We start from the raw sequence: 13,295 nt of genomic DNA, 5'->3' as shown, positions 1-13,295 counted from the left end.
GGTCCCGCTTGATCATGTGATGAGTCGTGCGATCGGAGGCTAAGCAGCGCCTCGACGGTGCAGATCATCCAGAATGTAGGCTGTCTGCAGCATCGCGGTGTAAAGAGCAGGTCCAGGGTACCGCAAAGCAGCAATGCGAGGGTCCTCCGTCGATTGTGCTTGGCTGGTGACGTAGACTGTCGTCACGATGCCTTTCTCGAGATCGACCCATGACCCGGAGCGGGCGCCGTGGATGGAGCCGGGATGGCCCACAACTGGATCACCGGCCCAACTGCGGAATTCCAGGCCGTAGCCATATTGCACGCCAAGCGAGGCTGGCTTGCGCACGCGCAATGGAGCTTGAACGCTTTCAGCAGCGAGATCGGCCAGAGAAATCCCGCTGGGATTGGTCGGATCCGCCAGACCCGCCCAGAAATCGATCGCCGTTGATACAGAGCATGCCGCATCGCCGGTTGCAAAGGCGGCGGAATGATCGAGCTCAGCAATGTGGACTGGCTCGCGATCGCGCGACTGCCAGTAGCCCGAGACCATCTGAGCTGCAGGCAATTCCTCACGGGCCGCAAACCACATGACAAGGCCGAGCGGCTTGAGGATCAGTTGTCTCGCCGCCTCTTCGAACGCGAGTCCCGAAATGCCCTCGACGACCAGAGCGAGGATGACGAAATTGATATTGGCGTACTCGAAATGATCGCCCGGCGGGCCGCTCGGTCCTCGCAGGACTGTCAGCTTTATGAGTTCTTCGGGGGATAGGGTAACGTCGCCGCGATAGTCGGGCGTAAACATGAGGTCGTCATATTCCCCCAGCCCGGACGTACATGTCAGCAATTGCCTGATCGTCACTGGCGCATCGATCGGACCAAGTTCCACGAACTCGCACGCCCTGGCATCGAGGCTGAGACCGCGCTGCCTGAAAAGTTTGAGGATGCACGCCGCCACCAGCGTCTTGGTCTGGCTCGCGATCATGATCACGGCGTCCTCGGGTCTGCGTAAGGACAGCCCTGCCTTGTGAGTGCCGGCAGCGAGCACAAGCCGCTCGCCGTTGGACCATTGGATCCCCGCGAGCGCTGCTTCGTTGCCCAAGTGCCGTACCGTTGTGTCCAGAATAGCCTGTAAGCGGGCTGCGTAGCGCGCGTCCCCATCGAGCAATGCTCGTCTCCTCACTTACATATTAAGCGCTTATTATGTAAATGGAGATGACCTTCTCGTCAACAGGGGCTATCCACGTGGCATTGAACAGGTGCGGGAGTGTTGATGCGGCGCAAGCAGGAAGACAGATCGAAGGATACGGTCGAACGTTTAATGGCAGCTACGGTGCAGAGTCTGCAGGAACTGGGCTATCGGCAGACGACGTTGGCGCAGGTTGCCGCTCGTGCGAGGGTAACAAGCGGAGCTATCGTCCACCATTTTCCCGACAAAGCAGCCCTGTTCGCGGCCGTTCACGACTATGTATTTGAGCGGCTAATCGAACGCTATGAAGAGGTCGGGCGCAGCAAGTCCGGCCTGCGGGAGCGATGGGACGCAATCTTCGAGTGCTTCTGGAGCGATATAACCCTTGAACCTATGGTAACGGCTGACATCGAGTTGTCCCTCGCTGGCAGGGTCGACCCCTCCCTCAGCGCGCGGTTCGAAGAAACAAGCATCAGTCGCATCACACGAATGAGTTCGCTGTGGCGCGACCTCTTTACAGATGCTCCGGACGGCGAGCCGGATCTGCTGGTCGAACTCACAATGTATCTGACCCGCGGGCTGTGGAGCATCAGGCGCAGCCCCGCAACAGAGCCATGGATCGCAACGCATCTGGCCAAATGGAAGGAGATCGTCGAAGCCAAGCTGGGCATTCCAGCGGCGACCGATCCCAAATGATGGGTCGGAACAGGCGGCAATGCAGTTGCATGAGCAAGCGACATCTACCGGACACACCTGCCCATATGACTAGGTCAACAGGGATTTCCGGAACACCCTTGCGATCGCAACGCCCAGCGCAGTTCTGTCTGGCGTCGCCCGAGCGGCGCGCGGAGGTTGTAATGGGTGGCGCACCACTCGAATTGCTGGGTTCACTTAGGGCCATTGCGTTCGACAAGACCGGGACGTTGACGAACGGCGAGCCACGTATCCGGCGTATCAGCCCCGCGACGGGTATCTCCAAGGATGAGTTGATGGCGATTGCCGTCGCAGTAGAAAGTCTTTCGGATCATCCGTTGGCACAGGCCATCGCCCGTGACGGACACGAACATGTTGGTGATCGCACCATTCCCAAGCGCTTCAGGCAAGTCGGAAACTAACACCGGACGCGGACCACCAATCCCAAGCGCTTCACCGTCTCATAATGCATCGAGGAACGCCAGAAGCCGATCGCGGGGCTTATATCGACCGCCCTTGTGTCCGTCACAACGGCTTGACCCTCGCCAGTACCGCCTGCATTCATCGACAATGTCTGCATTCGGCGTTGCAATTCAAAGTCGTTGATTTATCCTTATGACGCGCCGCCAGATATTGCGGCGCCGAGGCGTGAGAACCTCGCTTGAGTTCAATAGCCGGAATTCTGCCGGGTGGTTGGCGCGTATGTACAGGTCTTTCGGGACTAAAGGCGCTGACGCATGCCTCAAGCATGTTCTCATCACCCGGCTTTCCGCCGTGCCTCGCAAGGGAGGCATCGGATCGTGGCGAGGCAGCGGGAGAGCAGGGAAGGCGGGCGGGAAGCCGGCTGCGGGGTGGCTCGATGCAGCTGAACCTCTGGAGTGCAGCCGATCCCGCCGATGACGAATTTCATGCGCGTGTTGCCGAGGCGAGGGCGCCCGACGTTGCAGCGCTTTACCGAGAGGAGGCACCACGCCTTCGCCGTTTGTTTGGACGCCGGGCGAGGCAAGCCGATGTCGTGCAGGATCTCGTCCAGAGCGTATTTGCACGCTTTCTGGGCCGCTCGACAGACGCACAACCCACCCTTGACGAACCTCGCGCCTACCTGACGCGGATCGCCTGCAACCTGCTGCAGGATACCGCGCGCCAACGGGCGCGGAGGGGCGAGCCGTCCACCGTCAACATTGAGGAAATCCCGGCGACAGAAAATCCACACGCGCGGCTCGAAGCGCGGGATATGCTTCGCCGCATTGATGCTGCTATTCTGGCGCTCCCTGAACGAACGCGCGAGATTTTCATGGCCCATCGCTTCGAGGAACTCACCTACCCCGAGATCGCGGCGCGCATGGGCGTTTGCGTCAAGACCGTCGAGAAGCACATTTCGCTCGCGCTGCGCGCACTCCACCGCGAACTGGGCAAGACGGAGTGACGCCCCGGTCCGTGGACGGCGACGCACGCGTTGCCGAGGCAAGCGACTGGTATGCGCGCATGCGCGGCCCCGAAGCTGCGAATGACCGCCTGGCGTTCGAGGCCTGGTACGCGGTTCCTGAAAACGCGAGAGTGTACCGCAATCTCGAGGAGATCTGGAACACGGCCGGCCGCAGTAGCCTTCGGAAGCAGCCGGCAGGCAGTCAACGCTCCGCGCGCTGGAAACCACTGGCAGCCGCTGCGGCAATCGTGCTCCTCCTGCTCGGCGTCAGCCTGTTGTCGGCCGGGTCTCCTATGCCGCCCGAACACGTCCCGGCGAAGGTTCTTGCACTTGCGAGCCCCAATGATGAACGGCGCGCATGGGGGCTCGCTGACGGCTCATCAGTGCTTCTGGACGGCGGCGGCGCGCTTGCCGTGGAATATTCAGGCGCCGAACGCCGGATCCGGCTGGATCGTGGCCGGGTACGGTTTGTTGTTGCGCATGATGCCAGGCGGCCCTTCGTCGTGTTTGCCGCGGGCGCCCGCGTCGTCGCGCGCGGCACCGTCTTCGACGTCGCGGCGGGTGATACCGGCGCCGAAGTGACGCTTCTGGAAGGTGTGGTCGATGTCAGCGCGGCGAACGCATCGAAGCCTGCGACGCTGAACCCGGGCGAGCGTATTGTGACGAAGGGCGGGGATGCGGGCATTACCGCTGCTCCTGCGGGCACTGCGCACTGGACCGAAGGCCTTTTGGTGACGCAGCGCCTGCCGCTTGGCCAGCTTGTCGCGGAGGCCAACCGGTCGCCGGGTACTCGTATCGAACTGGCCGATCCGGCGCTGGGCGCGCTCAAGGTATCGGGTACCATGCGCCTTGGCGACCCGCGCCTTGCCGACAAGCTTGCCGCAACGCTCGACCTTGTGGTCGTTCGCGACCCGGGCGGCACTATCCGGCTGGAAGCGCGATCTTTCTGAAAACCGCGTAGGGGGTTTGCCGCCCCCGGCGTCAACCGCCCTGAACGCTTCATCCCGAGGCGTCCACAGGGAGGAATAAATGACGCAGAAGAAACGGCAGAAAAATGCCGTGAGGCCCAGTCTTGTCGCGCTCTGGTTGCTGGCGAACAGCGCACCGGTGCTCGCGCAGGGACCCGATGCGCAGACCTACGATATGCCCGCGCAGGCGCTTGGTGCCGCGCTCGGCGAAATCGGAACGCGGTCGGGCACCGAAATCATCGCGCCGGCGGCGCTCGTGGAGGGACTTGCAGCGCCGGCGCTACGCGGCGCCTACGCCCCCGATGATGCCGTCCGCGCATTGCTTGCAGGAACGGGGCTTGCCGCGGAGCGTGTGAACGGCGCACTCGTGATCCGCCGCGCCGAATCTGTAGGCGCACGCAGCGGCGACGAACCGATCGTCGTCACTGGCACGCGGATTCGGGGTGCGCCCATTGCCTCGCCGGTCATCGCGGTCAGCGCTGACCGGATGCGCGCGGCGGGGCAGGCGGGGCTCGCCGATGCGATGCGGGCGTTGCCGCAGAATTTTGGGGGCGGGCAGAACCCGGGCATCGGCAACAATGTCCCCGAGGCGAGCGGCGTCGACATCGGCGGCGGCACGTCGCTCAACCTGCGCGGGCTTGGCAGCGATGCCACACTGACGCTCCTCAACGGCCACCGGCTGTCCTATTCGTCGGCGCTGCAGAGCGTCGATATCTCGGCGATTCCCTTCGATGCCGTCGACCGCATCGAGATCGTCGCGGACGGCGCATCGGCGCTCTACGGCTCGGATGCTGTCGCCGGTGTCGCGAACATCATTCTCCGCCGCGATTTCGACGGTGTGCGGACGCGGGCACGCTGGGGCGCATCGACCGACGGCGGCAACGGTCAGCAGCAGTACGGACTTCTGGCCGGGCGCACCTGGGACAGCGGCGGTCTCATGGGCGCCTATGAATTCTCGCGCATCTCGCCGATCGTCGCGCGGCAGCGCAGCTATGCCGCCGATGTGACCCCGGGTGTGACGCTGTTTCCCTTCCTCAAGCACCACAACGGGCTTGTGAGCGGGCATCAGACGATCGGGGACAAGGTCACGCTCGCCTTCGATGCACTTTACAACAAGCGCTGGAAGGCATCTATCTTCCCGCTGAACACAGCCGGCGACCTCGATGTGAGCCGCGCGGAAAACCGGACGCGGAGCATGTCCTTTGCGATCGCGCCCGCGCTCAAGGTGGATCTCGGCAGCTGGCGCGCCGCCCTCTCCACGATGTACGGCGAGGACCGCGTGCATTTCACGATCGCCAACATCCTTGGCGACAGCATCCTATTGAACGGCCCCAATTGCTATTGCAATTCCGCGACCTCGATTGAGCTTGCCGCGGATGGTCCGTTGTTTTCGCTACCCGGCGGCAGTGCACGCCTCGCGCTAGGCGGCGGCTACCGGCAGAATGCCTTCGAACTGCGCCGCGCGCTTGCGCCGCAGCTCGACATCAACGAGACGCGCGACAGCAACTTTGCCTACGCGGAGCTGAACCTGCCGTTCGTCGCGCCGGCCATGGCTGTTCCGGGCGTCTACCGTCTGAACCTTAGTGGTGCGCTCCGCTACGAGCGTTACCCCGATATCGATACGGTGGTGACGCCCAAGCTCGGCCTCATCTACGAGCCCTTCGCCGGTGTGACGCTGAAGGGCAGCTGGGGCCGGTCGTTTCGCGCGCCGACCTTCCTGCAGCTCTATCAGTCGCCGTCGGCGACGCTCGTCCCCGCAACCCGCCTCGGCGGCACCGCAACGCCCGGCGCAACCGCGCTGCTGCTGATCGGTGGCAACACCGCACTCGCGCCCGAACGTGCGCGAACCTGGTCGGCGTCGGTCGTGTTTGAGCCCGCGTCGATAGCAGGCGCGCGGCTTGAGCTTGGCTGGTTTGAAACGCGCTACCGGAACCGCATCGTTACACCGATCGTGACGACAGCGCAGGCGCTCGCCGATCCCGCCTACGCCGATCTGGTTTCCCGCGATCCGGACGTTGGCGCAGTGAATACCGCTATCGCCTCGGTGGACAGTTTTTTCAACAGCACTGGTGGAGTCTTTGATCCGGCTTCGGTGACTGCAATTGTCAACAACCGCTACGTCAATGCCGGGCATCAGACGATCCGCGGGTTCGATGCGCTGGCAAGCTACGAAACCGCCATTGCCGGAGGCACGCTCAACCTTACGCTCAACGCGACCTGGCTCGAAAGCACACAGCGTCGTACCGCACTGCAGCCCGAGCTGGCGCTCGCGGGCCGGCTGTTCAACCCGCCGCACTGGCGTGCACGCGCCGGCGCAAACTGGAGCGCGGGGCCACTCGGGCTGAACGCGCATCTCAACTATACCGGCGGGGTTACCGACATGCGGCAGATGCCTCCCGATGATGTCGAGGGGACGACAACGCTCGATCTCGCGGTGCGCTTCGAGACACCGCGCGGCGGCGGTCTCCTTGGCAGTCTGGAATTCGTGCTCGCCGCCGAGAATGTCCTCAACGCGCGTCCCGATCCGATCCGGACGACGCTCTACTACGACACGCCCTACGACTCGACAAATTACTCAGCCGTCGGGCGGTTCATCAGCCTTGGAGTCAGCAAGACATGGTAAGTCTCTTCCGCACGCTTTCGACTCGAGGCGGTATCCACGCATGCGCTATCGGCGCAACTCTTGCAGGCGTGCTGGCCTGCAACGGTGCAGAGGCCGAAACGCCATGCGCTGACGTTCTCCCGCAGGCGTCCGCGCCTGCTGCTACAATGCGCAACTTCGTACCCGACGACCTGATGCGGCTGCGCGACATTGGCCTTCCCGAAGGTGGCATGGCCTCGAGCCACAGCCCGCTCTCGGTCTCGCCCGATGGCCGGGCGCTCGCGTTTATCGTCAATCGCGCCCATCCCGAAACCAACAGCTACTGCCGCGCGCTGGCCGTTCTCGATCTCGCGAGTGGACATGTCCGCACCGTCGACACCGGCGGCGAACTCATCACACTCTCTTACATCCTGCGCGGCATGCTCGAACAGCCGGGCTTTCCGGATCTCGTCGTGCCGTTCTGGTCGCCCGACGGACGCTGGATCGCCTACCGGAAGAAGCTGGACGGCGTCGTGCAGGTCTGGCGCGCCGCGGCGGACGGAAGCGGTGCCAACGCGGTCACGGCGCTTGCCGACGATGCCGAGACGGTCGGCTGGACCGGCGACAGCGCGCGCGTCCTTGTCGGTATCCGCCCCGGAATCCGGGAAACACGCGCGCGGATCGCCGAGGAGGGACGGTCGGGCTATCTCTACGATGACCGCTTCAATCCGACGACCGGTGCCTTCCCGAAGATCACAGGCGAGCATCCGCGGGTGATCCTGTCGGCAGCGCCGGACGGAAGCGGAGTTCGCACGGCGGACGCGCGCGAAGCGGCGCAGATGGGAGCTGATGTCACGCTTGGCGCGCGCTCCGAATTCGATGCGCGGTCAGCGCACGGCCGCGCCTGGACCACACGCGAGGGCTTCCTTGGGCCGCTTCGCATCCATGTCGAGAACGCCGGAGGTGAGCGGATCGGGTGCGCAGCCGAGGCCTGCTCCGGCAAGATTGCCGGGCTGACCTGGCTCGGCGACAGCCTGCTTATCGTTCGAAAGCAGGGACGGGCGCACAGCGACATGGCAGTCTGGCGCTGGACGCCCGGCAAGGGCGATCCCGTACAGCTGGTGGCCGGCGAGGACGTTCTGCAGGGCTGCACAGCCGCATCGGGCAAGCTCTACTGCCTGCGCGAGAACGCAGTGACGCCGCGCCGGATCGTCGCCATTGATCCGGCAACAGGCGCGTCGACCACCGTCTTCGATCCGAACCCGGAATTCCGGAACATCCGCCTCGGCACGTCGCGGCGGCTGTTCTTCACCAACAACGTCGGTCTCGACACGTGGGGCGATCTCGTGCTCCCGCCCGGCTACAAGGGTGGTCGCCTGCCGCTCGTCGTTGTCCACCATCAAGAGTCTCATGATTCTAAGTCCTTGATTTCATTAATGTTTTCCATTAAACACAACCTCCATTACCCACTTTATTACACACATCGACAGTTGATTGCGATGGACGAAGCGCGAGCATGTGCTGGCTCAAGGTAGCAAGGGCTCCTGAGAGATGTCTTGGCGTGCGCCAGTGCGGTGTACTGACGCAGCGACGGCGCCCGCATGCCAGGGCCAAGTGCTGAGACTGGGCGGACAGACCTACCCCTCGCGGCGACACAGCGCGCGGGGCATCAGTTCTACGACGGGGCTGGGGTGCCAAGGGCATCGGGCAATCTCCTCAAATCTTGGAGCCGCCGTGCCGGGGAGCCTTCTTGAAACCTTGCCTGCCGGTACGGCGGCAAGGTGCGGTCAAGACCGCAACGACATGCCGCTTCCTATTGGAAGCGCCACCACAGAGCGATGTTGGTCGAAGCGGTACGGGTCATGGACAGACCAAAGTGTTGAATTTAAAAGCCAGAACTCGGCCCGAGTACACCCGAACGGAATTCCAAAGTAAGCCTGGGGAATTTTACCATGAGCATGTTAGGCAAAGCCACTTCCTGGAATGCCAGGGCATTCATCACCCCGCCCATCTACCTCGGACCGGACGACAACACTTCCAGTCTCGAAACCAGAGAGCAAGTAGACCAACTGCTACGGACTTGTGAGCATCGAATCTCAGGTTGGCAGTCATCTGGACCTGCGCGGGTGATGCTATATCGCTATATCAGCATCCGGGGCAGATATGACACCGCCGGATTTTCTCTGCCGACCCTAGGTCCCGGAGAACAGAAGCCGTTGATCGCAGCTTCTGAAACCATCGCCGTATCAGACCATACCAAATCGGTTTTGCGGGGAACAGCGCAGCGCATGACGCTGGTACCGTGAGCGCCAATATCGAGCTTTCGTCCTCATCGCTCGATGGGCCGGCAACCGATCGATTCTTGCACAACGAGCAAGACGAGGCCACCTACAGCGGACGCCAAACCAATCACCTCGCCCGTCTACGTTCAGGGCATCTTCCCAGGCACCCGCGGAAGGTCATAACGACACAGCAGCCCTTGGCAGGGCAAGAAAGGAGCCGGTGATGTAGCGCTTCCGAAAGGAGACGAAGACATGCACAAGGACATTCCAACATCGAAGGTGTTCTATCGTCCCATCGAGGCTGCCATACGGTGGGCCGGGTTGCTGCGGTACCTGCCGATGATCCTGGCTGCGATCGCGTCACCGCGCTTCCTGCCTCCATCGTTGAATTGCCCGCGATGGAATGAGTGCCGGCTGTACTCGGAGCGTATCTATGACGGCATCCTCAACGGGGAGCTGCCCTACGGCCAGAACGGCATCACGCTCAATGATCCGAAGCTGCTGCAGTCGCCGGATCTGACCGTTCGCCATGTCGATCTGAAGCGCTGGATGCGCAACCACTATCCCGAGCACCGGCCAGGATTCCTGTTCAGCCGTGGCGAACGCATGGCGCATCCTTTTATCACCTTGGAAACAGGACAGGCGATCCTGATCGAGCGACTGGCCCTTCAGGCGGCCCTGGAGCATGCGCGTCGCCAGATGCAGGAATTGCAGGAGCAGCGCGACACCTTGCTCAAGCAGTCCACCGCGCTGCTGGCTTCCAAGCAATGCGAGATCAGCGAGCGAGCGGAGACGACGTATCTCAACATCATCGGCGGGATGCTGACGCTGATGCTGGGCCAGTCCCCTTCGGGTGTGCCCTATTCCAGCTTCAAAACACAGGAGGCACTCGTCTCGGCATTGGTCGCCCACTTCGGCGGCACCATGGGCATCACGGAGCGAACCTTGAACGGCAAGTTCGCCAACGCCAGGAAGTACGTCCGTAGCGCAAGCGCATGAGGTTTTTCCAGCTTGTATGTGCAACCGCGGAGATTGCATTTGCAATGTCTTTCCGCAGCCAGGTCTATTGAATAGAGGTCACGCCAACAAACGCCACCGAGCGTTCAGGAGTGACCGCCATGTCGCAGCCCCCTGTACTCCCGCCGAACGAGCGCCGCATCCTGCGGCTCGATGAAGTCGAAGCCAAGTCCGGCTTCAAACGCGCCCACATTTACAACCTGATGAAGAAGCGCCAGTTTCCCCAGGCGCTGCGCCTGGGCGTGCGCGCCGTCGGCTGGGATTCGATCGAAATCGACCAGTGGATCGCCGAGCGCCTCAACCACCGGACCTGACCCGTTCTCCCGCGGACTTCCCATTCCCAGCCGGAGAGCGCCATGCAGGTCGTATCCATCATTTCAACGAAGGGCGGCGTCGGCAAGACCACGACGGCCGCCAACCTGGGCGGGCTCGCCGCGGACGCGGGCCTGCGCGTGCTGCTGCTCGATCTCGACGTGCAGCCCACCTTGTCCTCCTACTACGAACTGACCCAGCGCGCGCCGGGCGGCATCTATGAGCTGTTGGCCTTCAACGAGCGCGACCTTGGCCAGCTCGTGTCCCGCACGATCATCGCGGGCCTGGACCTGGTGCTGTCCAACGACCACCGGGGCGAGCTGAACACCTTATTGCTGCATGCGCCGGATGGCCGCCTGCGGCTGCGGCATCTGCTGCCAGCACTTGCTCCCCTCTACGACCTGGTGCTGATCGACACCCAGGGCGCGCGTTCCGTGCTGCTGGAGATGGCGGTGCTCGCCTCCGACCTTGCGCTGTCGCCCGTCACGCCGGAAATCCTCGCGGCCCGGGAGCTTCGACGCGGCACCATGCAGTTGCTCGAAGACATCGCGCCGTACCGGCACCTGGGCATCGAACCGCCGCCGCTGCACCTGCTCATCAACCGCGTCCACCCGGTGTCGGCGAACGCCCGACTGATCCAGCAGGCCCTGCGCGACCTGTTCCAAGACCATGCCGGCATCCGCGTGCTCGCCACCGACGTGCCAGCCATCGAAGCCTATCCGCGCGCCGCGACGCGCGGCCTGCCGGTGCATCGGGTCGAGCACCGCCAGCCGCCCGGCAGGGTCGCGCCGGCCTCGCTCGACACGATGCGCGCGCTCGCGAGCGAGCTGTTCCCGCAATGGCAGGACAGATTTGCCGCAATGTCCGGTCGCCCGCCACGTCCTCTTGATGCCGGGAGGTCCCATGGCGAACGCACATGAACTGGCCCGCGGCCACAAGCGGCTGCGCGCGCTGATCGAGTTCGCGGTCGGTGAAGGCTGGCACGTCAAGCGCACGCCGGGCGGGCACCTCAAGTTCACCAAGGCCGGCTGCGCGGCGATCTACACCAGTTCGACCGCGAGCGACCACCGGGCCGAATTGAACGCCCGTGCGCAGATCCGCCGCGCCGAGCGAGAGGCCCGCATGGCGCCGGCCGGCGGTCGTGGGGACTGCGAGGGGTGCGGCCATGGCTGACATGACCTCGCAGGACATGGCCGGCAAGCTGCTCGCGGCCGGCTTCGAGCGCAGCGGCCCAGCGGCTACGGCCTTGAGCGACCCGATCGCGGACACGCCCATGGTCGTGACGCTGGACCAGCTGCGGCCCTACGACCATGACCCGCGCATGAAGCGCAACCCCGCCTACGAGGAAATCAAGGCGTCCATCCGCGAGCGCGGCCTGGACGCGGCGCCAGCCATCACCCGCCGGCCCGGCGAGGACCACTACATCATCCGCAACGGCGGCAACACGCGGCTGGCGATCCTGCGCGAACTCTGGTCGGAGACCAAGGACGAACGCTTCTTCCGCATATCGTGCCTGTTTCGGCCATGGCCGGAGCGCGGTGAAATCGTCGCGCTGACCGGGCATCTTGCCGAGAACGAACTGCGCGGTGGCCTCACGTTCATCGAGCGCGCGCTCGGCGTCGAGAAAGCACGCGAGTTCTACGAGCAGGAGAGTAGCGCCGCCCTGAGCCAGTCGGAACTGGCCCGCCGCCTGGCGGCCGATGGGTTCCCCGTCCAGCGGTCGCACATCACCCGCATGGCCGACGCGGTGCGCTACCTGCTGCCCGCCATTCCCACTGTGCTCTATGGCGGCCTGGGGCGCCACCAGGTCGAGCGGCTGTCGGTCATGCGGACGGCCTGCAAGCGCACCTGGGAGCACTATGCCAAGGACCGCACGCTGCCGCTGGACTTCGACAGCTTCTTTCAGGAGGTGCTGGCGCAGTTCGACACGCAGGGCGACGAGTTCGCGACGCAGCGCGTGCAGGACGAGCTGATCGGCCAGATGTCCGAGCTGCTGGGCATCGGCTACGACGTGTTGGCGCTGGACCTGACCGAATCGGAAAGCCGCCACCGGGCGCTGGTCAGTGACCCGACGCCACCTGCGGCGCCGCCGGCGTTGCCTTCGCCCACCGCCGGCACGCCGCCTCCCCCGGGCGTAGCATCGTCCATCGCCAAGCCTGCAGCGGCGGCCAGTCCTCCACCCGCCAGCCCTCCGGCGTCCGAGCCCACCTTGCGCGAGGATACGGCCCGAGAGACGACAACGGAAAGCCCCGCGGCCGCACCAGGCGATCTGCTTCTCGAGCACATCGTCTCGCCGGCACCGACGACCGAACGGCTGCAGTCGATCCAGCGCATGGTTGCCGACCAGTTGGGCGATGCGCTGCCGCCCGACTTCTCGGCGAGCGTGCTGCAGTCCATCCCGGTGCAAGCCGGCGGGCTCTATCCGATCTCCGACGTCTGGTACATCGACGCCGGCCTGGACACGCCCGATCGGCTGCGCATCCACATCGCGCAGTTCGCGCGCGAGATCGCCGGGGAGGCAGCCCTGGACGAGTGCATCGAGGATCGCTCCGATGGCATCGGCTTCGTTTGCTGCGCGCCCGCCCATGCACCATCGCCGCTCGGCCGGGCGGTGCTGGCGCTGCTCATCACTCTGACGGGTCAGCCCACTGCTGAAGCGGGCGTGGATGGCGCGCAGCTCGCCGCCGACTTGCCAGCACTGCTGCACGGCCAGGGTCAACACCACGGCGACTGCACAAGGCGCTTGAGCGACACGGCGTTGGTCAAGCTATTTCGGCTGCTGCGCCTGGCCCGGCGTCTGCTGGACCTGGAAGCCGGCACCACGGCGCCCGGGACGTGAGCGAGGGAGG

The 13,295-nt window shown here is 64.2% G+C and carries 12 protein-coding genes and 1 pseudogene; 12 read left to right on the top strand and 1 reads right to left on the bottom strand.

What is annotated here, in order from left to right; translation table 11 throughout:
* Nucleotides 1-39: 39 nt before the first annotated feature.
* Complete coding sequence (locus PE061_RS20415) at nt 40-1,146, bottom strand: serine hydrolase domain-containing protein (RefSeq protein WP_271256973.1); 1,107 nt, start codon at nt 1,144-1,146, stop codon at nt 40-42.
* A 105-nt stretch (nt 1,147-1,251) separates the two neighbouring features.
* Here PE061_RS20415 and PE061_RS20410 point away from each other — a divergent pair, with 105 nt between their 5' ends.
* From PE061_RS20410 to PE061_RS20355, 12 genes and pseudogenes are all read left to right on the top strand, one after another.
* The gene (locus tag PE061_RS20410; RefSeq protein WP_271256972.1) at nt 1,252-1,863 is read left to right on the top strand and encodes a TetR/AcrR family transcriptional regulator; all 612 of its coding nucleotides are present in this window, start codon (nt 1,252-1,254) and stop codon (nt 1,861-1,863) included.
* A gap of 97 nt (nt 1,864-1,960) precedes the next feature.
* Nucleotides 1,961-2,255, top strand: a pseudogene (locus tag PE061_RS20405) (HAD family hydrolase); the annotation flags it as partial.
* A 464-nt stretch (nt 2,256-2,719) separates the two neighbouring features.
* Nucleotides 2,720-3,286: an RNA polymerase sigma factor gene (locus PE061_RS20400; RefSeq protein ID WP_271256971.1), complete on the top strand. Its 567-nt coding sequence runs from the start codon at nt 2,720-2,722 to the stop codon at nt 3,284-3,286.
* Between the two features lie 11 nt (nt 3,287-3,297).
* On the top strand, nt 3,298-4,236 hold the full coding sequence (locus PE061_RS20395; RefSeq protein ID WP_271256970.1) for a FecR family protein: 939 nt from the start codon (nt 3,298-3,300) through the stop codon (nt 4,234-4,236).
* A gap of 79 nt (nt 4,237-4,315) precedes the next feature.
* Nucleotides 4,316-6,877: a TonB-dependent receptor gene (locus PE061_RS20390; RefSeq protein ID WP_271256969.1), complete on the top strand. Its 2,562-nt coding sequence runs from the start codon at nt 4,316-4,318 to the stop codon at nt 6,875-6,877.
* A gap of 146 nt (nt 6,878-7,023) precedes the next feature.
* Entirely contained in the window at nt 7,024-8,370 is a 1,347-nt protein-coding gene (locus tag PE061_RS20385) for a hypothetical protein (protein WP_271256968.1), read from the top strand.
* A 417-nt stretch (nt 8,371-8,787) separates the two neighbouring features.
* Nucleotides 8,788-9,141, top strand: a complete 354-nt coding sequence (locus tag PE061_RS20380; protein ID WP_128457255.1) for a hypothetical protein — start codon at nt 8,788-8,790, stop codon at nt 9,139-9,141.
* A gap of 228 nt (nt 9,142-9,369) precedes the next feature.
* A complete protein-coding gene (locus PE061_RS20375; protein WP_003050429.1) occupies nt 9,370-10,116 on the top strand; it encodes a hypothetical protein in 747 nt (248 codons plus the stop codon).
* A gap of 119 nt (nt 10,117-10,235) precedes the next feature.
* A complete protein-coding gene (locus tag PE061_RS20370; RefSeq protein WP_003050427.1) occupies nt 10,236-10,448 on the top strand; it encodes an AlpA family transcriptional regulator in 213 nt (70 codons plus the stop codon).
* A 42-nt stretch (nt 10,449-10,490) separates the two neighbouring features.
* On the top strand, nt 10,491-11,366 hold the full coding sequence (locus PE061_RS20365; RefSeq protein WP_003050424.1) for a ParA family protein: 876 nt from the start codon (nt 10,491-10,493) through the stop codon (nt 11,364-11,366).
* On the top strand, nt 11,350-11,619 hold the full coding sequence (locus PE061_RS20360; RefSeq protein ID WP_003050422.1) for a hypothetical protein: 270 nt from the start codon (nt 11,350-11,352) through the stop codon (nt 11,617-11,619). The genes PE061_RS20365 and PE061_RS20360 overlap by 17 nt, the downstream gene beginning before the upstream one ends.
* Entirely contained in the window at nt 11,612-13,285 is a 1,674-nt protein-coding gene (locus tag PE061_RS20355) for a ParB family protein (protein WP_013520767.1), read from the top strand. The genes PE061_RS20360 and PE061_RS20355 overlap by 8 nt, the downstream gene beginning before the upstream one ends.
* Nucleotides 13,286-13,295 lie beyond the last annotated feature (10 nt).

Source organism: Sphingosinicella microcystinivorans (genome assembly GCF_027941835.1).
Taxonomy (GTDB): domain Bacteria; phylum Pseudomonadota; class Alphaproteobacteria; order Sphingomonadales; family Sphingomonadaceae; genus Sphingosinicella.
Note: the sequence above shows the minus strand (reverse complement) of the source record. Positions and strands in the feature narration are given on the sequence as shown.

Bases quoted from the DNA above. Each gene is read 5' to 3' on its own strand.
- PE061_RS20410 (WP_271256972.1), top strand. From the start codon at position 1,252: ATGCGGCGCAAGCAGGAAGACAGATCGAAGGATACGGTCGAACGTTTA.
- PE061_RS20400 (WP_271256971.1), top strand. From the start codon at position 2,720: ATGCAGCTGAACCTCTGGAGTGCAGCCGATCCCGCCGATGACGAATTT.
- PE061_RS20390 (WP_271256969.1), top strand. From the start codon at position 4,316: ATGACGCAGAAGAAACGGCAGAAAAATGCCGTGAGGCCCAGTCTTGTC.
- PE061_RS20385 (WP_271256968.1), top strand. From the start codon at position 7,024: ATGCGCAACTTCGTACCCGACGACCTGATGCGGCTGCGCGACATTGGC.
- PE061_RS20380 (WP_128457255.1), top strand. From the start codon at position 8,788: ATGAGCATGTTAGGCAAAGCCACTTCCTGGAATGCCAGGGCATTCATC.
- PE061_RS20375 (WP_003050429.1), top strand. From the start codon at position 9,370: ATGCACAAGGACATTCCAACATCGAAGGTGTTCTATCGTCCCATCGAG.
- PE061_RS20370 (WP_003050427.1), top strand. From the start codon at position 10,236: ATGTCGCAGCCCCCTGTACTCCCGCCGAACGAGCGCCGCATCCTGCGG.
- PE061_RS20365 (WP_003050424.1), top strand. From the start codon at position 10,491: ATGCAGGTCGTATCCATCATTTCAACGAAGGGCGGCGTCGGCAAGACC.
- PE061_RS20360 (WP_003050422.1), top strand. From the start codon at position 11,350: ATGGCGAACGCACATGAACTGGCCCGCGGCCACAAGCGGCTGCGCGCG.
- PE061_RS20355 (WP_013520767.1), top strand. From the start codon at position 11,612: ATGGCTGACATGACCTCGCAGGACATGGCCGGCAAGCTGCTCGCGGCC.